We start from the raw sequence: 22,725 nt of genomic DNA, 5'->3' as shown, positions 1-22,725 counted from the left end.
GCACACACATAGGAAACACACACATGATTAATGAACTTAATGAAGTAGAGGCTAAAGTAAAAGCCGCCATAGAAGTTGACTCAAAAAAAGGTATCTATCGCAGTGATAGAGGTATGTTTACAGATCAACGTTTATTCGAACTAGAAATGAAACATATTTTTGAAGGTAACTGGGTCTTTTTAGCACATGAAAACCAAATACCAGAAATTGGAGATTATTTCACCACAACGATTGGTAGACAACCTGTACTTATCACACGTGGAAAAGACGGTAATTTGAATGCAATTTTAAACACTTGCTCACATCGTGGCGCGACTCTATGTCGTAAAAAAAGGGGTAATAAAACCTCTATGACATGCCCATTTCATGGATGGACCTTTTCTAATACAGGTAAGCTTCTAAAAGCACGAGATCAAAAAAAAGGTGGTTATCCTGATAGTTTTAATACCGACGGTTCTCATGATTTGAAAAAAATAGCACGTTTTGATTCATATCGCGGATTCTTATTTGGTAGTCTTAACGAAGATGTTCTTCCACTAAGTGAGCACTTAGGAGAGACAACGAAAGTGATTGACAACATCGTTGATCAAGCTCCTGAAGGTATCGAAATTATTCGTGGTACTTCGAGTTATACATACGAAGGTAATTGGAAAATGACAGCAGAGAATGGTGCCGATGGTTATCATGTTGGTACTGTTCACTGGAATTATTTGTCGACAATGGGACATCGAAATTACGATGAAGGTGGCACAGAAGCTGTTGATGCCAGAGGTTGGTCGGCTGAAGGCGGATACTATTCATTTGATCATGGTCATATGATGTTATGGACACGTCTTTTAAATCCTGCTGCAAGACCTATTTACAGTCGCAAAGATGAATTAATCTCCGAAGTCGGTGAGGCTAGAGCAGATGATATTCTTCATCAAACTCGAAATTTATGTTTATATCCAAACGCTTACTTAATGGATCAGTTCTCAACACAAATACGTGTTCTTCGCCCTATCTCTGTGGACAAAACTGAAATAAGTATCTACTGCTTTGCACCAAAGGGTGAATCTAAAGAAAATAGAGCTAAGCGCCTTCGTCAATATGAAGATTTTTTTAATGTAAGTGGTATGGGAACACCTGACGATTTAGAGGAATTCAAAGCTTGTCAAGGTGGATATCAAGCGAGTGGCTTAAAGTGGAATGATATGAGTCGGGGTGCAAAAAACTGGCTAGAAGGTGGCGACCATTATGCGGAAAAAGCTGGGTTAAAACCTATTTCTACAGGTACCCAACCTGAAGACGAAGGTCTTTATATTCTTCATCACCAACATTGGGTCAATGAAATGCTTAGAGCAATTGAAAAAGAACGCGCTTTATATATTCCTGTGGCAAACCAATAGTTTTGGAGGTAAAGACAATGAAATATCAACAAATTCAAGATTTTATATATAAAGAAGCCCGTTTGTTAGATGATCGTAAATGGGATGAATGGTTAGCTTGCTATCATAAAGATGTAACTTATTGGATGCCATCATGGGATGACGATGATGAGTTAATTAGTGATCCACAAAAAGAAGTATCACTGATTTACTACCCAAATAAAACGGGATTAGAAGACCGTGTATATCGTATTAAAACAGAGCGTTCTGGTGCTAGTATGCCAGAGGCTAGAACAACACACCAATGTACGAATATTGAAATACTAGCAACAAGCTCAACTTCAATTTCTTTGCGTTTTAATTTTCATACCTTAAGCCATAGATATCGCGAAACATCCGAATTTTTTGGAACACAGTATTATACTATCGACATAACTGGCGAGCAGCCACTCATTAAAGAAAAACGTATAATATTAAATAATGATTATATAAATCAAGTTCTTGATGTTTATCATGTGTAGAGTGGGAGAGTATTATGTCATTTAATGTAGCATTAAATTTTGAAGATGGTATTACGAGAGTAATAACAAGTAATGAAGGTGAAACGGTTCTAGATGCCGCTTATCGTCATCAGATAAATCTCCCTATGGACTGTTCCGACGGTGTATGTGGTACATGTAAGGGAAAATGTTCACAAGGTCAATATGATTTAGGTGAAGAGTATATAGATGATGCTTTAACAGATGAAGAAGCGAGTGAAGGCTTGATTTTAACATGCCAAATGTTACCAAAAAGTGATGTTGTAATATCTGTACCTGCTACTTCATTAATGTGTAAAACAGGCACTACAAATGTAATGGGCACAGTTTCTCGTATTGATAAACTATCTGCAACGACTTTTGAGCTAGAGATGACATTATCGGCTCCGGTGGGGTTTTTAGCTGGTCAATATGTTAATTTGAATGTACCAGGTACAAATAAAACTAGGGCGTATTCGTTTAGCTCATTACCAGGTGACACAACAGCCACTTTTCTGATCCGAAACATGCCGGGTGGACTGATGAGTAATTATTTATCTAATCAGGCTAATAAAGGCGATCAAATTGAAGTAACGGGGCCTATCGGGAGTTTTTATTTACGCGCACCCGTAAATCCTATAGTGATGCTTGCGGGGGGAACCGGTTTAGCGCCTCTTTTATCAATGCTTGAGCAACTGAAAAAAAATCCGACAGACCAAAAGATTCATATGCTTTATGGCGTAACGAATATGCAAGACTTAGTCAAGCTAGATGCACTTAAAGTATTTAGTGAGGAAATGGATAACTTTACCTACGATACGGTTGTCGTTAATGCTGAATGTGCAGAGCAGCGAAAAGGATTTGTGACTAATCATATGGATGCTATAAGCTTCGATATTGAGTCAGCAGATGTCTATTTATGTGGCCCACCACCAATGGTAGATGCTGTAATGAATTTTTTAACTACAGAAAATATAAAACCTTTATCATTTCACTACGAAAAATTTAATCCAACTAGTACAAAAGATGGTGTGTGATTATGAGCAATCGATTTGATGATAAAGTTATGGTTGTTACTGGAGCCGCTCAAGGAATTGGTTTAACGGTTGCAACCCGAGCTGCTACTGAAGGTGCAAAGCTTGTGATCGTTGATCAGTCGGATCATGTATTTAAGATTGCAGAAATATTGAAAAGTAGAGGTACCGAAGTTGTTGCTGTTGTGTCTGATTTAGAGACGGCAGAAGGGGCTCAGCAAGCTATTGATGCTGCAATTAACTCTTTTGGACGTCTGGACATATTAATAAATAACGTAGGCGGAACTATTTGGATGCAACCCTACGCAAGCTATACACCGGAACAAATTCAAAAAGAAGTACAGCGTTCTTTATTTCCTACATTATGGTGCTGTCATGCAGCACTTCCAGCAATGCTCAATAATAAAAGAGGGGCGATTGTTAATGTATCTTCAGTTGCAACACGAGGAATAAATAGAGTGCCTTACTCTGCAGCTAAAGGCGGTGTAAACGCACTAACTGTCTCATTAGCTTTTGAATACGCTCAGCATAATATAAGGGTAAATGCGACCGCTCCTGGTGGGACTGAGGCGCCTCCTCGAGTTACTCCGCGAAATACTGACAAAGTAAGTGAAGAGCAAGAAGTGTGGTATGACGAGGTCGTTGAGCAGACAAAAGAAACTAGCTTTATGCATCGTTACGGCACACTTGAAGAACAGACCGCAGCAATTTTATTTTTAGCTTCTGATGAAGCTAGCTATATTACAGGATCTATTCTGCCAGTTGCAGGAGGTGATTGCGGTTAACTAATTGAGCAAAACAATTTTAACTATTAAGTTGTTTTGCTTTTGTGTATTGAGCCTTAGTGGGCGTTGACAATGACTTTTCACTTTATACGAACCTATATAAATACAGGTCTTGCGGCGAATTTTATTGATTAAGATCAACAAAGCAGCAGAGAATAAAATGCATAATTCGCGGCTGTAATTTACATCTTAAAATAAAAAGCTATGTTACTAATTTGTATTACGATTTAATGAAAAACAGTGGCTTTACTTATAAATAGTAAATGCACTGAATGTGTAGGGCATTACGACAACCCCACTTGTGTAAGTGAGCACCCAATTGATTGCATTAAGCCCGATCCGGCTCATCGTGAAATATAGATGAGCGGGCTGAAAAATATGTAAGGTTAACGGGTTCGCTTGCGGTGTGCATGTTTTAAATGTTGAGTAGTACCCCGCGTTAGCAGGGTTATAGGTCAGGAAACTGCCCATATATTTCGTTTATGGTATGGTTTTGCTGACTGACCCAGGTAAAGTAATCTTTATTAGCTAATAAACTGGCGGCGTCGCTGTCAATCATCACTATCGCGTTTTTATGCATTTGTAAAATTGACGCCGGGCAACTTGCCGAAAGTGGACCGTTTACCATAGCATTTACCGCTTGTGCTTTGTTTTTACCCGTGGCAATTAATAGCACATATTTAGCGTCCATTATGGTAGCAATACCCATGGTCATCGCCATTTTTGGTTGTTGCTCATCAGCAGAAAACATTCTGCTATTGTCTGACACGGTTTGCTCAGTTAACGATTTGATTCGGGTGCGAGATGCAAAGCTTGATGAGGGTTCATTAAAGCCAATATGGCCATTGCCGCCAATGCCTAAAAGTTGCAGATCTAAGCCTCCGAGCGCCGCTATTTGCTGCTCAAAATGCTCGCCTTGTTTTCTGGGATCTTGTTTGGCGTTGCAAGTTGGTAAATAGGTGTTGTTTTTATCTATATCTATGTGATCGAATAACTGGCTGTTCATAAAGTAACGGTAGCTATTACTATTATTTTCATCGATATCGTAATACTCATCTAAATTAAACGTATTTACCTGAGCAAAGCTGATCTGCTGATTTTTATACAGCGACACTAGCTGCTTATATAAATCAATAGGCGTACTACCTGTGGCTAGGCCTATATTTGCATTGCTTTTTGCTAAAATTAACTTTTGTAGCAGCGTTGCTGCGTTTTCAGCAACCGCTTTTTTATCATCAAATATGAGTACTTGCATTTTACTTCTCTATTAATTGATTTTTAGCGTAGTGATGCACACCGATTAAATCGGCATCAGCACCCGATACCGGCTGTAACAAGGTTACTTGATAAATTACCGGTGCTTGTTGAATTTTTTCAGCTACTTTATTAAAAAATAATGCTGACAAACCCACACTGCCTCCAATAACAACCGTTTCATTGCCAAACGTAGCTTTCATATTACAAATTAGTTCAGATACTGCCGATGCGGCATTGTCCAGAATAGGCACAATATCAGGATGTTCAGCGTAGTCTGTAAATACGTCTTTTGCATTGAGGGTTTTACCTAGTGCCTTGCTGGCATGTTTGGCAATAGCTGTGCCTGAGGCAATTGACTCAACACAGTTTTTTCTACCGCAGTGGCAGGTGTAGTTGTGGTTTGATTGAATATGTACCGCGGTGTGGCCTAGGTGAGCACAAAACCCATCGGCACAGGTGATTATTTGGTTGTTAAATATAATGCCAGCACCCACACCTGTTGATACGGTAATGTAAATAAAGTTTTTATTTTTTACCTGCTCATTTACCGTGTATTCAGCCCAAGCTGCTGCAGAGGCATCGTTAATTATAGTGACGGGTAAGCTAGTTAGGGTTTCTAACTGTGCTTTTAATGGTAATTTACGACGCACAGATAAAAAGTTCACAAATTCTGCGCTAACTTGGCCAGTGCAAGCAATATTAATTGAGCTGGCTTGAGGTACCCATTTTTCAATTGCGTTGTAAACGTATGTAGCTAAGTCATCAATATTAGTATGTATAATAGAGTCAACTTTTATTGAATTAACGATTTGATCATTATCAAAAAGTGCGCAGGCTATTTTAGTGCCGCCAATATCAATGGCAATATTCATCATTAAATATCACTCTTTGCATTGTTAATGCTTTGTACAAACCACCCGGTGATATGTTCAAGGCGGGTAATTGCCGAGCCAACAGTGACGCACAATGCACCGAGTTCAATTGCTTTTGCAGCGCGCTCAGGCGAGTTGTAGCGCCCTTCGGCAATAACTTTTATACCAGCACTGACTAAGTCACTCACTAATTGATAGTCGGGTTCTTCAGGTGTTTGAGATAGGTCTAAATAGCCTGACATCGTACTTCCAATAAAGGTGCAGCCAGCCTCATACAGCAGTTTACCGCCAGTAAAATCGGCGCAGTCAGCCATCGCAATACAGCCTTGGTTATGAATTTCAGCTAATAATGTTAATCTATCCACTGGTCGCGGTCTGTCTGTACCGTCAAAAGCAATAACGGTGGCGCCAGCTTGCGCAAGTGCAATTACATCTTCAATATAAGGTGTAATTCGAATTTCAGTATCATCAAGATCACGCTTTACAATACCAACAATCGGGACATTTACTACTTTTGCAACCGCACGTACATTTTCTATACCTTCTATTCTCAATGCTTTTGCACCTCCTGCAAGTGTTGCTAATGCCATAGCAACTATATGTTCAGGTTTATCCATTGGGCCATTATCTACAGGCTGACATGATGCAATTAAGCTATTTTTCAACTGGTTAATTAGCTCGTTTTCTAATGCGTAATTTTTCATAACTTTCACTCTTGATATTGCTTAGTCTTTCATCGTAAACAAGGTTAATCGGGTTAAATCTTTATTGTGGGCAGGAAATAGTAAGCTAACAAAGTAGCCAACAATTAAGCAGGTTAGAATGCCAATCGTCCCATACAAGTAGCCGTTAGCCCAACCATATTTCCAGGCTGAAATCATTAAGCTCACTCCGCTAATAATGCCAACAATAGCGCCAATCGAGTTTGCCTTTTTGGTCAATGCACCGAGTATAAAAATACCGCCAAGTGCCCCCATAAACATACCGATAACTTTAAAGTAAGCTTCCATTAGTGAACGGATTTCAGGGTCAATAAATATAAGCCCGACAAGCGTGCCTAAAACCCCCGATACAAATGTTAAAATTCTCGCTAGGCTCATATAAGCTTTCTCGCTTTTAACTAAGTTAAATGGCCTAACAAAGTCAGTAAGTACTGTGGTTGCAATTGAGTTCATGCTAGTTGAAACCGTTGATTGCGCAGCTGCAAAAATACCGGCAATAATTAACCCAGCTACCCCAATAGGGAGCTCATTAGAAATAAAAGTAGGGAAAATTTGGTCTATTTGAATACTCGGATCGAGTTTTTCAGGATTAAGTTGATAGAACGCATACAAGCCCGTACCTATACAGAAAAATAATAAGGCGCCAGGGGCAGCAAGAATAGCATTGGCCCAAATAGATTTTGCAGCAGCAGCTGGATCTTTAGTAACCATGTATCTTTGAACAACGGCTTGATCGGCCGTATAACTTGATAAGTTTTGCCCAATGCCACCCAGAATTATTACCCAAATAGATAAAGTGGTAATACTTTCAAAGCTAAAGTCGGTGTTTACAATGGTAAACTTGTCATCTGCAAAGCCTATTTGAATAAAGCTTGTAAAACCATCATCTAACCCAGCAATAATAACAAAAAAACAGACTACAGCCCCAATAAGTAGTACTACTGTTTGAATCGTATCGGTCCAAATAACCGCTTCTACGCCACCTAAAGTGCAATACAATAAGCACAATACGCCCATAATTAACACGCTCTCAGTTGCACTAATTGGTGTCACTGCTGATAAAGCCAGCGCAGTAAGTGCCATTACAATACCCATTCGACCAATATGAAATAAGGTGAATAAACCACTGGCAAAAAGGCGTACTGACATATTGAATCGTTTTGATAAAAATTCGTAGGCGCTAGTGGCATCTAGTTGTCTAAAAAATGGAATAGCAACATAAACGGCTATTGGAGCAACGGCAATAATCATCCAAATGCCAATCAGAAGTATCCAGTTTGTTTGATACACAATGGCGGGCAGTGCTATATAGGTTAATGAGCTTAACATGGTGGCATAGATTGAGCAGGCTGCTGCCCACCAAGGAATAGATTGTCCCCCTCTAAAGTAGTCATCGGTATTTTTGTTTTTAAACATAAAATACAAACCAACCATGACAACAGATAGTAAATAAACTACCAATACCAGCATGTTTTGCCAGCCAAATTCACGAGCTGTATTGTTAATTTTGCCTTCGACAAGTGTTGTTTTAGCAGTATTTGTATCGGTGACTAGAGCATAAGTATGCGCTCTATTAGCCACTATGTTATGAAATGTATAATTTGAGCTTTCATAGTTTGACCAGGCTTTTGTGATGGTATTAAACGATTTAGCGTGACCGTTTTTTGTAACAATTAATAAATGCGACTGGCCTAAAGCGGAAGCATAAATTAACGAGTTTGTCTCAACAAGTTGACTAGCTGTTCGATTAACAATGGGCATCCAAGTATTGGCGTCAGGGTTAAACATATGCATAAGTAACGCTGAGTTAGCGTCATAACTTTTGGATGAATAGTTTTCAGAAATGGCATAAAGTCGGTCATTTTTTCCATCATTTTGTATTGCTAACTTTAATTGGCGAGTACTAGTTGAGGTAAATATATCGCTGCTGAGCTGAGTCCATTTACGCTGTTCACTATCAACTGCAATCTTAAAAAAATACCATTGTTGGTCGAAGCCAGCCACATATAAATTATTTTCATATATTTGTGCACTGATCTGCTTAAGTGGACGCGGTAAATTAGTAAACTGAGAAGACACTAATTTTTTAGATGACTCATTCCACTGCAACACATTTACCATAGTCGATTGAATCGAATCTAACTCACCTCCTAATATAAAGGTTTTCTTGCCATATTGTAGAGAGATCGCTGCCGCTCTATTACCCTCAGTCGGGCTAAGGGGAAGCATTGAGATAACATTATTGTTTGTTAGATCAAATTTAATGAGTTTGTTGTAATGACTATTTGAAATAAATACCGAGTCATTATTTGCGAAGTAAACTGTATTTTTATTTACTGTTAAATGTTCAGCCCCCCCCTTTATGGGGTGCCAGTTTAACTGTGTTTGCGCAAATGAATGGCTTGATGCTAGAAGCAATAAAAATGTAATTATTTTTCTCATAGTGCAACTGTATACCTGTTTGTAGTGTATACCTGTTATACCACTAGGTTTGACATAAATCCATTGTTTTAACATTTAAGATACAAAAAAAGGCTAAAATTAGCCTTTTTTTAATTTATAAAGTGTACTTATATCAGCCATAATAATTATCAAAAACATAGTCTATGTGAGCTGAGAGTTGCGCATCTGCGCCCTCGACATCACCATTTTTTATGCACTCAAAAATGGCCACGTGATCATCATAACTTTTTTTATTTAATTCCGCGGTATTAATGCGATCTGGACGCGAGTCAATTAGCCAATCCATTAAGGCTTGGTGAACAGCTAAAAAGATAGGGTTACCAGGTATAGAGGCTATCACACGGTGAAAATAAATATCAGTCCGTCTAAATTGACTATCATTTTCGATAGACTTTCCGTTTAACTCAAGCGCTTCTTCAAGTTCTTTTATTTGGCTTGGTGTCGCTGACGCTGCTGCATGCCTTACAAGGCTTGACTCAAAAAAACGTCTTAACTGATCAAAATACTTTAAACCATTTGGTTGAGCCAAAAAGTCTTTAGACATTCCTGATAGTTCAGCAATTATTGTATCTGCGGATGGGCGGGTAACTCGGGTTCTTTCGCCACTACTTATCTTTACAAGACCTTTGCGTGCAAGTGCTGCGAGTGCATCCCTAATTGATGGTCTACCAACACCAAAAGCAGCCATAAGCTCTCTTTCTGATGGTAAGGCATCACCCTCTGCGATTTCACCTTGCCTGATCATCCGCTCGAGTTCTTCTTCAACGGTTTCAGATAATTTTTTTCGTTCAACTGGGCGAGTAACTTTTAATGTCATTTAAAAACCTATCAACTATTTGGTTGTTTACCTATTGTACCACAGCGCGATTATTTCGCTAACTCTACCTAAAATATACCTATTTAAGGGAAAGTTTAATTAATGCAGTCTTTTATCATTGCTAGCGTTTTTTGTATATATTTTATTCTGGTTGCTAACGATTGTTTATTAGGAAGTAATGATATTTTACAGCCGACAAAGTCTAATTGCGTGCCTGCTTGTAATTGCATACAGCGTTTAACTTGTTCTTCATTTAGCACAGAGTCTCGATTATTTATACAATCAAAGTCATTGAGTTGAGGTGGCATATGGCTATCTTTCCATACACCATAAACATCAGAAGTGTCGCTGGCACCTGAAAATATAAGCCCAGTTAATAAATCAGCCTTAATACACTGCTTTATGTGTTCTACAGGACCATTACAACTTTTAGCCTCTATTGCCGAGCGTCCCCAGTTGATAGAAATGCCGAGCTTCTGTTTAGCATGCTTATTAACAGTTGTTATAGCATCAATTTCATCTTCAATGCGCATAAACCCCTTTTCGCTGTGTTGTGTATTTATTTGAGCATCACAATGTTCAATTACTAGTTTAGCACCATGCCAATCCCATTGTTGTAATTCGTTAAGCGACTTAACTAAGGCGCGGATTGAAGAGGGGACTTGCTCATTAATTGTCGGTGCACTATGGATTAAAATATGGGTAACCATCTGTTTATTAAAATAACTATTTAACTGTTGAATTTGTTGATTCGCTTGTTGGTAAAATTTAATGGCTTTACTACGGCCTGCTTCATTGTCTGAAGCAATACCAAAATAGGGATCTTTACTAAGTTCGGCCATTGTCCCTGGGATACAGGTAATCACATTGCGCCAATTTGAATTTAACTGTGCATAAAACCACTCATTTCCAAACCTGTTGAGCTGCCCCGAAAATGGAATTTCCAACCCACTAATAGCGACGTCTTCTTTTAATGTTTTATAGAACAGTTGCTCGGTTTGCTGATCCCAACTTGAGTCAGCGGGAACAGATGCGTATGCGCCTGAAAGTATGTCCATATTAATTCCTTTAGTTGTAGTAAAGCGGTAGCAGCAGAGCATAATCAATTTTTATTAGCCTAATTATTATTCTGTAGAACTAAGCATTTGATGTATTGTGGTGTAGCTGTTATACCAGCGGTGTGTGGTTAATACAACTACTGATTTTTTAAATTAATAGATAGGTTTAAAAGTGAATATATATAAATATGGTGACGATTCGCAGCAATATGGCCAATTAATTAGACCAAAAAACAATCATTATTTACCTGTGGTTATTGTGATTCATGGCGGATATTGGAAAGATAACCACAGCTTAGACACTTACCCAACGAAGCATATTGTTGAGTATTTAAAAGGCTTCAATATCGCTATTTGGAATTTAGAATATCGAAGGATGAACAGTCTAGGAGCTAATGTAACAGCGCCATGGCCAAGCATACTGAACGATGTTGGCGAAGGGGTCGATTTCTTATCAAGTTTAGCTGAACAGCATAAACTAGATTTAAGCAAGGTGACACTTATTGGCCACTCTGCAGGAGGGCATTTAGCAACGTGGGCAGCATCGAGGGCTATGATTAATCCATGCTCGATTTTGTATAAGCCGAACTATTTAACGGTAAAGTCGGTGATTTCAATTGCTGGAGTCCTAGACTTAAGACGTGCAGAAGACTTAGGGCAGCCAGAGCAAATAATTAAATTGTTAAACAAAAACAATAATATAAAAACAAGTGTGGCAAACAGTAATCCTGCTCAGCTAGTCGATGCCAATGTTAGGTATATCATCGTTCATGGTGATATGGATAAAGAAGTAAATATAAACCAAGCTTTGAGTTTTATAGAGTGCGCTTGCTTGAGTAAAGTAGTGCTGCACATTTTAAAAGAAGATGATCATTTCACGATGTTTCCTGGTTTTGCAAAAAACCAGCGGAGTTGGGAGCAGCTAAAAAAGATAATTTATACTGAGTTGCAGATAACGATGGCTGGTAATTTTAAAGCCAGTGTTCTTCAAAAGTAATGTGTATTTTACGCATATTTTTATGTCTGATTTAGCATATAAGCCCCTTACTAAATAAAAAAGGTAAAAATAATCCAAAGATTGTCTGTTGAACAATTATTGCTCGGCTTATTTTTGAGTAATAAATAAACTGTTTTTGCTGTTATTAAGTGCTTACTTTTATTTTTCATCCAACCAAATTATTTATTTAATGTGATTTAAATGTTAATTAAAATCTTGTTGAAGGTGTACTGGTATGATAGGTTGATTGTATAATATTTATTCACCCAGTTATATTTACATTGTCATAATGAGAGAAAACCATGAAAAAAAATAAAGTTCAGCATCACTTATCCGCTTTATCGGTCTGTATTGCAGCCGTATTAAGTTCGCAAGTTATTGCGCAAGAGTCAGAGGCAAAAAAAGATATTGAGCGTATTAATGTTACTGGCTCAAATATTTTTAAAGGCAGTGCCAACTTTAGTTCGTCTTCACCGGTTGTTGAACTAGGTAAAGAAGCTATTGAAGGGGTGGCTGCTATTTCAATTTCCAATACATTGAGCCGATTACCTTCAGTAACTGCCGGTACTAATGATGCATCGAATAATGGCGATGGCGGTGGCAGTTCAGGTATTAGTACCACGTCATTAAGAAATTTAGGTACAGCGAGAACGCTTGTATTAGTTAATGGCCGTCGATATGTGTCGGGTACATCCGCAGGTGATGGCTATGGTGTTGATTTAAATTCCATTCCTACCTCGATTATTGAACGAGTTGATGTACTAACCGGTGGCCAATCTGCAATTTATGGCTCTGATGCCATTGCAGGTGTAATAAATATTATTACCAAAAAGAATTTTGAAGGTGTTGAGGTTAATGTGTTTGGTGCTGATTCAGATGAAGGTGGCGCAGCTAGACAAAACATAGATTTCACTTATGGCAAAAACTTTGATTCTGGTAATGCATGGTTTTCTGTTGGCCTTGCTAATCAAGATGATTTAATGGCTAGGGACAGAGATTTTTCAAGAAATAGTATTAATGTACATGATGAAGACGGTGATGGTCTGCGTGAAACATTGCGTGTTAGAAACGGACCAATGCACGTAGATGGTGGCGCATTTCAGTTTGCTGATGTGAGTATTTTTGGTAACGGTGATGAGTTTAGTCAATTTGCGCCAAAAATAACCGCAGATGGGCAGCTTGATGGCGAGAGTGATTTTTATAATCAAACTTTTTATCGAAAAGCGATTGCACCTTATAAGCGACAATATGCAGCAGCAGGCATGACATTTGATATTTCAGATAAGGTATTTGCTGAGCTTGAAATTAATTATTCTGAAGTAAATTCTTCTACCAATATTGAAACTGCACCTTTGAGCATAGTAAATGATGTATTTGCTGTTAACCGAGGGGGAGTGACGGGAATTGATGTTGCGGATAGTCCGTTTTTTAATGGTAGCAGTGCGCAAAGTCAATTATTACCGGCTTTACAAGCGTCGGGTGGAACGTCATTAGATCGGGTAAATACTTTTAGACGTTTAGCTGAGTTTGATAATTTAGGCGTAGAAAATCATCGCAGCACTTTTCGTATTGCGGGTAATTTAGATTATGAATTTGATAGTGGTCTTTTATTAAGTACTTCAGCGGTATATGGCACAACTAATCAAGTACAGAAAAACAGTGGCGATGTAAATTTAGTCGCACTTCGCTCGGCTTTGAATATTGAAGAAGATGGCAATGGAGGTTATCAATGTGCCGATGCTACAGATAGATGGCAAGGATGTGTGCCTATTAACCCATTTGGCACAACTGACAGTGAGTTAGGTTTAGCGGGTGTGACAGGTTTTTCTGATGAGGCAGTTGATTATATTGGTATTTCTACTGGCCAAACCGGGGTTATTAAACAGTATGTAGTAAATAGTGTTTTATCTGGTGAGTTACCTTTTACTCTTAATGATGAGTTTATCGGTTTTGCTGCAGGTATTGAATACCGCAAAGAAGAGGGAGCAGAAACGCCTGATGCGTTCCGTCAAGCAGGTATCACTCGAAGACTACAAGTGTTTCCAACAAAAGGCAGCTTTTATTCTTATGAGGCCTTTGGTGAAGTATTATTACCCGTTTATGATTGGCTTAATGTAAGTTTGGCGATGCGGGTTGGTGATTATTCGTCAATTGGCAATACCTCAACGTATCGTTTAGGAATTGATGCACCAATTAATGATTACGTGCGTCTTCGTGCAAGCCTTTCTAGTGCGGTAAGAGCACCTAATGTTAATGACCTTTACGCTGCAGGCTCTGCAAGTGCAACTGGTGGTCATGATGTATGTGATGGGGTAACTGCAAATTCTACAGGTAATGTAGCTGAGAACTGTCGCTCAATAGATTCTATTGCACAACGTATTGCATCTGATGGCTCGTTTACACTGGTAGGCTCTGAAAGCCAGAATGAACGCTTCTTAAAAATGGGTTCTGAAGACTTACAAGAAGAAACAGCAGACACATATACCCTAGGCGCGGTATTCACGCCAATTGATTCACTTTCGGTTTCTTTAGATTATTACTCTATTGAAATTGAAGATGCAATTTTAAATGTAGGTGCTGGTGAGATCATTAATCGTTGTTACGATGTGTCGCCAACTGAATTTGACGCATCGTGTAATGGTAATGTGGTGCGTGCTGTTAACGGCCCTATTTTAAATATTACCTCCAAGGCAATTAATGAAAGTGAAGTTAGAACAAGTGGTGTAGACGTTGAAGTTTTTTACACCATGGATAAGTTAGACTTGAGTTTATCTGCATCTTATTTAGATGAGTATGTGACAACAAGTAAATCGGGCGTTGAGCGCGACTATAAGGGCGAAGTACTTTACCCTGAATTTAGATATACCTTTAACACGACTTATAACGTGACTGAAGACTTTAATTTATTTGCTCAAGTTACCTTTCGTGATGAAACACAAAATGATGTAAATAATGATGTTAATCAAACGCTATCTGATGACATAAATACATTGGATTCAGTTTATTACGTAGATTTACGTGCGTCATATAGCTTTAATGAGTCATTTAATGTGTATGCAGGAACCAATAACTTGTTTAATGAAGAACCGGATATTATTCCTCGAGGCACTGTAACCGGTTCTGCTGCAGGTACTAACACTGAGCCAAGGGCTTATGACATCATTGGTCGTCAATTCTTTGTTGGTCTGAAATATAAGTTTTAATTCACTTTTTGTAAAAAAACCTAATCGCTTAGATTAGGTTTTTTTCATTTTAATTAAATAGTGAGGATGGTATGCATCGATTAATGATGTGGCTTAGTTGCCTAGTGTTAAGTAGTTTTTTTAGTGTGCCACTTGAGGCTAAAACAGATAGTGTGATTTCTAATTGGTCGAAAGTGGCTTCACTTCCACTTTCGACTCAAAAAGGAGAACCGACGGGAATATCAGCAGCCTATACCGGTGTAATTGGTTCATATTTAGTTATAGCGGGTGGGGCTAATTTCCCTTATGGGCACCCCTATTTTGATGGTGCTAGCAAATATTACCATGACACAATTTATGTATACGATATTAGTGACAACCAATTTAAGTTAGTGGCTACCTCTAAGCTGCCTATGGCAATGGGTTATGGCGCAACAGTAACTAAAAACAAACACTTGCTTTTGGTGGGCGGTAAAAATAATCAACAGACGTACGACACGGTTATAGAGTTAACGCTAGATGAAAATCACATACCTCAAACCCAAATAGTCGCTAGACTGCCATTTGTTTGGTCTGATGGTGCAGCCGACACACATGATGACTTTTTATATCTATTTGCAGGTAGTGTAGATGGTAAAATTTCAAATCAGGTCTGTAAATTTTCTTTTGTCAGTGCGCGGTGTGATAGTGACATACCTGCTTTACCCGCCATTGCGCGTACGCAATTTCCGGCGATAAGTATAAACGATGAGTTTATGTTATTTGGTGGGTTCAATCCGCAAGCAACTTCGCATAATTTTGCACTCACAGACGCTTATGCTTTTGATTACAGCACAGCGAGTTGGCGTGCATTACCCAATACTCAACTGAATAATAAAGACGTCACCCTTGCCGGAGGTAGTGCTCTGCGTTTAGCCAAAAATAAAATATTATTTTTAGGTGGTGTAAACAAGCAAATATTTGATAACGCAGTATTAAAATTAACAACATTGCAAGGCCAAGCGTTAGCGCAATTTAAACAACAGTACTTCTCTATGTCAGTAGCTGCATTTAAGTTTAACCGTAAACAAATCGTGTTTGATTTAAAACGCGGTGCTTGGTCAGCACTCAAACAGCTTGTCCCCTTTGCTGGTGGTGCCGGCCCCCTCCAAACTGCGCAATATCAAGACACCCTATATTGGGTGTCAGGTGAAGTAAAAGCAGTACAGCGTAGCCCTTATATATATCAAGCCAAAATTAAGAAGTAATAAATTAGGAGATTCATTAAAGAAGTAATAAATTAGGCGATTCATTAAAAATGAAATAGCCGCATTTATGCGGCTTGTAGGGAGGTTTAAATTTATTAGTGACTGCTTACTTAAGTTTAGTATGCAGCGCTTTAATAAGTCTTTATGACGGCTGATGATCCATAAAACCTGCGTGGCTCATTTTGGTCACAACATCTTGTTTTTCTTGCTCGCTTAGTGCGCGTATTGGTAGACGAGGGTTACCCACATCAATGCCATGTAGTTTCATAGCGGCTTTACCAGCTGCAACACCGCCGTATTGCACTAGCGGGCGGATAATACTAATTACTTTATCCATCAGGGCAGTGACTGTCTCTTGGTCACCGCGTTTAAAAGCGTCAATAATATCGAGGTAAAGTGGTGCAGCATAATTGTAGGTACTGCCTACAGCACCAATCGCGCCGACAGCCAACCCACCGGGTAAGAACTCGTCAACACCAAATGGAATATCGAATTTACCATCGCAAGCGCGTTTACAGCGCTGAAATTCGTACAAATCAACATGGTTAAATTTAATCCCTGCAAGATTAGGAATAACCTTGTCGGCTTTGATTAAAAACTGCTCCATATCAAACATCACGCCCGACATGCCTGAGTGATAATAATAAAAGGCTTTGCTAGGAGCTGCTGCTGCAACGCTCGCGCAGTAATTGACTAAATCATCAACAGAACCAGGTTTAAAGAAGCAAGGCGCAATAATTGATGTCGCAAAAACATCTAGTGTTTCAGCGTGTTTGGTCAGTGCTAGCGTATCTACAATTGAGAGTGCGCCGGTATGAACTGTAATGCTTAATTTACCTTTTGCTGCACTTACCCAACGCTGTGCAATTGCTTTACGTTCGTCAACAGAGCAATTAAGGCCTTCGCCAGTAGTGCCACAAATGTAAACGCCTTTAACGCCTTGTTTAATAAGTAATTCTGCTAATTGATCAATAACCGGTAAGTTAACATCTCCATTTTCATCAAACGGGGTATGAGGGGCGGCGATCAGTCCTGTTAATTTATTCATAGTAAGCCTCTTAAATTTTTAAAATATTGCTCTGCCGCCAATCCATGTATTTACTATGTGCGGCGACGAATTTGTTGTAGAAATTAAAGTTAAATCGGCATTTGAGCCAATCGATAATTGCCCGTAAGAATCGGCAATACCTAAGAATTGGGCAGGGTATAAACTGGCCATCTTAAGCGCATCGATAAATGGGATATTTAGCATTTTTACAGCGTTATTTACTGCAGTGATCATATTCAAAGCAGAGCCTGCTAATTGACCGGTATTGCTAGTTAGTTTATCGCCGGTTAGGCTTATTTGATGACCATCAAACTGAAGATGTGTTTGTTCACTACCTATGGTCGACATTGAGTCGGTAACCAACATCATTTTATGTGCAGCTTTGACTTTATAGGCTAATTTGGCTGTGCTTGGATGCACATGATGACCATCGAGAATAAGCCCACACCAGCTCTGCTCATCGAGCAAGGCTGCTCCAACCATATTTGGCTCGCGTGACTCCAGTGCTGACATTGCGTTAAATAAATGAGTAAAGCCGCTAGCACCGGCTGCTAATGCCGCTTTTGTTTGTGCAAACGTTGCATTTGAGTGCCCTAGGCAAACGTGTACATTACTTGCAACTAAGGTTTTAATAATGTCACAATTGACACTTTCAGGTGCGAGAGTAACGACTTTAATACCTAAATCGTCACGACAATAAATATCTAATTCTTGCTGGCTTATACCGCGAATTTGTTGGCTACTGTGAATGCCTTTTTTTGGCTCACTAATATGCGGCCCTTCAAAGTGAACGCCAATAATGCCAGGTGTATTTTGTGCTAAAGCAGTGCTTATTAAGTTTGCTGTTTGCTCTATCTTTCTAACATCGCTGGTAATTAAGGTAGGGAGCAAGCTACTAGTACCAAATTTAGCATGCGCGTTAGTCATTGCCTTTAAAGTGTGTAAATTGGTGTCTTGATTAAGTAAGTAACCGCCGCCACCATTTACTTGTGTATCAATAAATCCTGCGGTTAATAAACCACTTACTTTATTTTCAATGGCGCCTTTTACGGTATCAAACGCAATGATTTTGCCATCTTCAATACTGATAGGGTGATTTTCATGTAGTGTTTTACCATCAAACAGTTGCTCGGCTATTAGTGTGGTTCTCATGAGAGGGTTCTCGGTTTTTGCTGAAGTTGAGAAGAAGGGCTGAAAATTCAGCCCTTCTTAAATTGATACGTTAAATATCAAAATTATTGGCTAAGTTACTGTTAAAATTAAAAATTCAATTTAACCCCAGCATAATAAGCACGGCCGACTAAATCATAAGCGGTGCCATTTGTAAGCGTACCTTGCTGCTGATATTTATGACCTGCGGTTAAGTGAGGAGGTTGCTCGTCAAATAGGTTAGTAATACCAAAGTAGGCGTTAATTTGATTAGTAAGGTTATAACTAAAGCGAACATCGTTATAAACTTGTGAGTCAATAGAGTTAAGATCTTCAGTGAGAACTGTATTGTCGTTACGGTCTTTAGCTTCATCCCAATAACGTAGTTGCCAATAAACATTAAAGTCATTGATGGTGTATGAAGCATTTATATTAAAGCGTAGCTCTGGAAATAATACTTCACCGGCCAGTTCTTGTTTGTCACCTGTTTCAAGGCCTGTAATACTGTAAGTATCTAAAATATTTGCAGCAAAACCTACGTATAGGTCACCATCACCCAAGTCGGTCATGTATGACACATCAATATCAAGCCCTTTGGTTTCAATTAAGTTCTCATTGCCTGAGGCTGCGTTTACTTCAAGGGCTGCACCTGAGCGTCCGTCACGTCGTACCAAGCCACCACAATTAGCGTCAAAGTTACTTGGATCTGCAGAGTAGCAACGATTTAAAATAACGGTACGGTCAGTTTTTGCAATCGCATCATCTATTTCAATATCGTAATAATCGAGCGACATTTGCAGACCAGAAAATGATTCTGGAGTGAATACGATACCGGCTGTGAACGTATCTGCTTTTTCTTCTTTAACATCGGTAGAGCCGCTTAATAAGCCTGAGGTATTTTGGCGTTCTACTTGGGTTAAATTGAATGCGCCGTCGCTATCAATACGGTTTTGGATTGCATTTATTGAGCGACAGTTACTGGCAATATTCCCGTTATCAGCATTAGTAATACCATCACAAGGGTCGGTAACTAGTGCTGCGGTGGCCGTTCCGCCAGCGAATAAATCGCTTACGTTAGGTGCACGTACCGCTGTTGCTAAAGCACCACGTAAACGTATGCTATCTGAAATAGGCGCATCTAATCCTAATGTCCAATTTGTCGTACTGCCTACCGATGAATAATCACCAAAGCGGACAGCTGCTGATAGGCTTAGTTTTTCGTGTAATGGAATATGTAATTCACCGAACACATCAACAACGTCAAAAGAGCCGCTTGTTTTGGCAATTGCCGCGCCACGTACAATACCAGCTTGGCGTAATGGATCAGGCGTTTCATGGCCTTTCTCTTCACGGTATTCAACACCACCTGCAAAACCGATGTTGTCAACGTTATCACTAATTGCATAATCGAGTGTACCGGCCAAAATAGCGGTAACAACCACTTGCTCTATACTGCCCTCAAGGTTAGTGTCAGCCGCTAAGTAGTCAACTGCTTCAGCTGAAATACCATCTAGAGCAAATGGGTTAAATACAACACAGCCATTAATTCGTGCAATTTCATCAGCACATTGATAACCACCTGCGCCATCGTCTTCTACATTTAAGGCAAAGCGAGCACGGTCTAGGTTTATATCACCATGGTTAGTTTGTTGTTGATCAGTAACACCATAGGTGCCACTGACGGTTAAATAAATATCGTTAGATATATCGTATTCATATTCACCAGCAACTCTAAATGTGCTTCGAGTATTTTCAGCGCCACGATCACCAAACTCATAAAGACGTCTGAACGTTAAGCTTGCATCATCAAGATTTGTAATACCATCTGCAAGTAAGTTATTGCCAAGTTCTGTTCCAGCAAACCAAGGATGGCTAGCGATATCTATGCCCGTAGAGCCTCCTTTAGAGAGCTTAAAAATATCATTTCGTGTATCTAGTGGGATAGGTTCAAAACGTGCACGAGAATCTACACGAGCGAAGTTAGCAGTGAAGTTCATACGTGATTTATTACTTAGATCAAGAGATAAACCACTGGCAACAAAATGCCGTGTTAGTGGTGCTATCATTGAACGATAATCATGAAAGTTAAACGCATCAGAGGTGGCAGGATCGTCAGTACGAGTGAATAAGCTGCCATCACCGTTATATTTATCTATACGCCCGCCAAAAACATGCGATGAACCAACGTAAGCAGAGGTATCTCTAATACCATCTCCATCAGTATCTACAGCATCTTTGTGTACACGAGAGTAATCACGATCGCTTGCCATTAAGCCATCGTCTTCTGAGTAGCCTACAGATAACCATGCATTGCCGTCATCAAAGTTTTTACCAATAGAAAACTCAATATCAGTGGTGTTTTTATCACCTTCGCCACTTTGTCCTGCCTGTGCTTTAAATGCAACGCCATCAAAATTTTTCTTGAGGATAATATTAACTACACCGGCAACGGCATCAGAGCCATAAGCGGCAGATTGGCCGCCAGTAAGTACTTCAATACTTTGGATCATGGTTGTGGGGATTGTGTTTAAGTCTACACCATAGCCAGATCCTACTGACATACCAGATACATACCGCTTGCCGTCAACCAATACCAGTGTCCGTGATGAACCTAGATTACGCAACGCGACAGTATTTAAACCAGAGTCTTGCTCACTGATATTAGAGCTTGCTGAGGTGGTGTCTCCAACAACTGAAGGCATTTTAGCCAGTAAATCCCCAACATTGACTGCACCTACGCCTTCGATGTCATCTGCGTCTAAAATTTTAACGGGTGAAGCGGACTCAAAATCACCTTTGCTAATGTGTGAACCGGTAACAATTATTTTTTCAACTTTTGCATTTACTTTGATGTCCTGCTCATCAGCAGCAATTGCAGCGGTATTTAGAGACGCAATACTTATCGCCAGTAGTGACTTAACAAACGTTTTTGATTTCATCATGATATCCCCAAGTAATATTTATATTTTTTATATGCTTATTTTTAATCAGCTAAATGAATTACCTTGAAATACTTTAACGCAACAATGATGCAGTTAAAGTATACCATTAACCTGTTATACCAACATACCACTCGGAGATTTATATTGTCAAAGCTAAAATTGTTTTTTTACAACCATCCGTTTACATTTTTTGCTAGCGTCTTAATTTTATTAATTTATTTGTATTTAAATATGAGAACCGGATTTGCAATGAGTTAGGGGTAAAAAGGAAATTATGATTGGTTTAATTGTGCCTTTGTGTAACATACCGATTAATTGTATTGATTAGAGTCGTAAAATGTTAAGTATTTCTCTTGGGCCTTTAGTTATTTCCATTTCTCAGTTAATTATTTTTTTAGGGTTAGGCATTTTTTGGGGGCTTACCTATTTATTGACGCGCCAACATCCATTACAAAAAGCAATTTTAGACACAGTCTTTAAAGCAATTGTGGTGGGCTTTTTAGTCTCGCGTTTAGCGTTTGTGTTTACTATGTGGGATGCTTATCAAGGTAATTGGTGGCAGCTTTTTAATATTAGCGACGGTGGTTTTATTGGTTATTATGGTTGGCTCAGCGGTATAGTGGTTTTAGCATTTTATGCGCGTGGTAAAAAAGCGGTAATGAAAAACTACGCTATTGCTGGGTTTGTTGGTTTTTGTTCAATGATTATTCCTAACTTTGCGCTGTCTATTTATCAAACGGGTGTGCAGTTACCGCAGTCTGTTGTGCATAATATTCAAGGGCAGCAAATTAACTTACAAAACTTCAAAGGTAAGCCGGTGGTTATTAACTTTTGGGCGTCGTGGTGTCCGCCGTGTCGAAAAGAAATGCCGGTGTTACAAGCGGCTCAAAAAAATAATCCAAACATTACAGTGGCGTTTGTCAATCAAGGTGAGGACTTACACACGGTAAAAGCGTTCCTTGATGAACAGCAACTCGATCTTAATCATGTATTTTTTGATCAAAGCAGTAATGTGAGTCGCGAATCAGGTGCTGCAGGCTTACCAACCACCTTGTTTTATAATAGTCAAGGAGAGTTAGTTACCAGCCATATGGGTGAGCTTTCTCATGCGAGTTTAGGCTATTATATTCAGGCTATTAGCGCTAAAAAATAACGGCGTATTGCTGTTTCATCGCGTCATTCCTTTTTTATGCCCCTTTATAAGCAGCTAAATAGCCATTTTGCTGCTTAACTCCCTACTTTTATTAGAGTAGGTTACTTATTGATA

The 22,725-nt window shown here is 39.1% G+C and carries 17 protein-coding genes and 1 pseudogene; 9 read left to right on the top strand and 9 right to left on the bottom strand.

Translation table 11 applies throughout. The features are described 5' to 3' along the window. The first annotated feature begins 23 nt into the window (after nucleotides 1-23). The 5 genes and pseudogenes from CWB78_RS04460 to CWB78_RS19135 all read left to right on the top strand — a co-directional run. Nucleotides 24-1,388 carry a Rieske 2Fe-2S domain-containing protein gene (locus CWB78_RS04460; protein ID WP_138594383.1) on the top strand — a complete coding sequence of 455 codons (1,365 nt, stop codon included), beginning with the start codon at nucleotides 24-26 and terminating at the stop codon, nucleotides 1,386-1,388. A 17-nt stretch (nucleotides 1,389-1,405) separates the two neighbouring features. Then, on the top strand, nucleotides 1,406-1,888 hold the full coding sequence (benB, locus tag CWB78_RS04455; protein WP_008108669.1) for a benzoate 1,2-dioxygenase small subunit: 483 nt from the start codon (nucleotides 1,406-1,408) through the stop codon (nucleotides 1,886-1,888). A 14-nt stretch (nucleotides 1,889-1,902) separates the two neighbouring features. Next, on the top strand, nucleotides 1,903-2,922 hold the full coding sequence (gene benC, locus CWB78_RS04450; protein WP_138594381.1) for a benzoate 1,2-dioxygenase electron transfer component BenC: 1,020 nt from the start codon (nucleotides 1,903-1,905) through the stop codon (nucleotides 2,920-2,922). Between the two features lie 2 nt (nucleotides 2,923-2,924). After that, nucleotides 2,925-3,704 (top strand): 1,6-dihydroxycyclohexa-2,4-diene-1-carboxylate dehydrogenase, encoded by a 780-nt coding sequence (locus CWB78_RS04445; RefSeq protein WP_008108673.1) that lies wholly within the window; start codon nucleotides 2,925-2,927, stop codon nucleotides 3,702-3,704. A 258-nt stretch (nucleotides 3,705-3,962) separates the two neighbouring features. Then, nucleotides 3,963-4,123: pseudogene (locus tag CWB78_RS19135) on the top strand (4Fe-4S dicluster domain-containing protein); the annotation flags it as partial. Between the two features lie 29 nt (nucleotides 4,124-4,152). Here the strand turns inward: CWB78_RS19135 and nagB are convergent. The 6 genes from nagB to CWB78_RS04410 all read right to left on the bottom strand — a co-directional run bounded on the left by nagB (nucleotide 4,153) and on the right by CWB78_RS04410 (nucleotide 10,893). After that, a complete protein-coding gene (nagB, locus tag CWB78_RS04435; protein WP_008108678.1) occupies nucleotides 4,153-4,959 on the bottom strand; it encodes a glucosamine-6-phosphate deaminase in 807 nt (268 codons plus the stop codon). A 1-nt stretch (nucleotide 4,960) separates the two neighbouring features. Then, nucleotides 4,961-5,836 (bottom strand): ROK family protein, encoded by an 876-nt coding sequence (locus tag CWB78_RS04430; RefSeq protein ID WP_008108680.1) that lies wholly within the window; start codon nucleotides 5,834-5,836, stop codon nucleotides 4,961-4,963. Continuing rightward, the gene (locus CWB78_RS04425; RefSeq protein ID WP_138594379.1) at nucleotides 5,836-6,537 is read right to left on the bottom strand and encodes an N-acetylmannosamine-6-phosphate 2-epimerase; all 702 of its coding nucleotides are present in this window, start codon (nucleotides 6,535-6,537) and stop codon (nucleotides 5,836-5,838) included. Before CWB78_RS04425 ends, CWB78_RS04430 begins: the two co-directional genes overlap by 1 nt. A gap of 21 nt (nucleotides 6,538-6,558) precedes the next feature. Further along, on the bottom strand, nucleotides 6,559-8,997 hold the full coding sequence (locus CWB78_RS04420; protein WP_249930392.1) for a sodium:solute symporter family protein: 2,439 nt from the start codon (nucleotides 8,995-8,997) through the stop codon (nucleotides 6,559-6,561). Between the two features lie 133 nt (nucleotides 8,998-9,130). Then, the gene (locus CWB78_RS04415; RefSeq protein WP_008108685.1) at nucleotides 9,131-9,835 is read right to left on the bottom strand and encodes a transcriptional regulator NanR; all 705 of its coding nucleotides are present in this window, start codon (nucleotides 9,833-9,835) and stop codon (nucleotides 9,131-9,133) included. Nucleotides 9,836-9,930: 95 nt separating this feature from the next. Continuing rightward, nucleotides 9,931-10,893 carry a DUF4862 family protein gene (locus CWB78_RS04410; RefSeq protein ID WP_138594377.1) on the bottom strand — a complete coding sequence of 321 codons (963 nt, stop codon included), beginning with the start codon at nucleotides 10,891-10,893 and terminating at the stop codon, nucleotides 9,931-9,933. A 172-nt stretch (nucleotides 10,894-11,065) separates the two neighbouring features. Between CWB78_RS04410 and CWB78_RS04405 the strand changes: the two genes are divergently transcribed. From CWB78_RS04405 to CWB78_RS04395, 3 genes are all read left to right on the top strand, one after another. Next, nucleotides 11,066-11,890 (top strand): alpha/beta hydrolase, encoded by an 825-nt coding sequence (locus tag CWB78_RS04405; protein WP_138594375.1) that lies wholly within the window; start codon nucleotides 11,066-11,068, stop codon nucleotides 11,888-11,890. 302 nt (nucleotides 11,891-12,192) lie between these two features. Beyond that, on the top strand, nucleotides 12,193-15,093 hold the full coding sequence (locus tag CWB78_RS04400; RefSeq protein WP_138594373.1) for a TonB-dependent receptor domain-containing protein: 2,901 nt from the start codon (nucleotides 12,193-12,195) through the stop codon (nucleotides 15,091-15,093). Between the two features lie 71 nt (nucleotides 15,094-15,164). Further along, nucleotides 15,165-16,319 carry a Kelch repeat-containing protein gene (locus CWB78_RS04395; protein ID WP_138594371.1) on the top strand — a complete coding sequence of 385 codons (1,155 nt, stop codon included), beginning with the start codon at nucleotides 15,165-15,167 and terminating at the stop codon, nucleotides 16,317-16,319. 142 nt (nucleotides 16,320-16,461) lie between these two features. Here CWB78_RS04395 and CWB78_RS04390 read toward each other — a convergent pair whose 3' ends face one another. The 3 genes from CWB78_RS04390 to CWB78_RS04380 form a co-directional block, all read right to left on the bottom strand. Then, entirely contained in the window at nucleotides 16,462-17,367 is a 906-nt protein-coding gene (locus CWB78_RS04390; protein ID WP_138594369.1) for a dihydrodipicolinate synthase family protein, read from the bottom strand. Between the two features lie 18 nt (nucleotides 17,368-17,385). Next, complete coding sequence (gene nagA, locus CWB78_RS04385) at nucleotides 17,386-18,519, bottom strand: N-acetylglucosamine-6-phosphate deacetylase (RefSeq protein WP_138594367.1); 1,134 nt, start codon at nucleotides 18,517-18,519, stop codon at nucleotides 17,386-17,388. 107 nt (nucleotides 18,520-18,626) lie between these two features. Continuing rightward, complete coding sequence (locus tag CWB78_RS04380; protein ID WP_138594365.1) at nucleotides 18,627-21,458, bottom strand: TonB-dependent receptor plug domain-containing protein; 2,832 nt, start codon at nucleotides 21,456-21,458, stop codon at nucleotides 18,627-18,629. A gap of 337 nt (nucleotides 21,459-21,795) precedes the next feature. On the opposite strand from CWB78_RS04380, the gene CWB78_RS04375 reads away from it, so the two are divergent. Then, nucleotides 21,796-22,611, top strand: a complete 816-nt coding sequence (locus CWB78_RS04375; RefSeq protein ID WP_138594363.1) for a TlpA disulfide reductase family protein — start codon at nucleotides 21,796-21,798, stop codon at nucleotides 22,609-22,611. Nucleotides 22,612-22,725: the final 114 nt, after the last annotated feature.

This window comes from Pseudoalteromonas sp. S1612 (assembly GCF_005887175.1).
Classification (GTDB): domain Bacteria; phylum Pseudomonadota; class Gammaproteobacteria; order Enterobacterales; family Alteromonadaceae; genus Pseudoalteromonas; species Pseudoalteromonas undina.
Note: the sequence above shows the minus strand (reverse complement) of the source record. Positions and strands in the feature narration are given on the sequence as shown.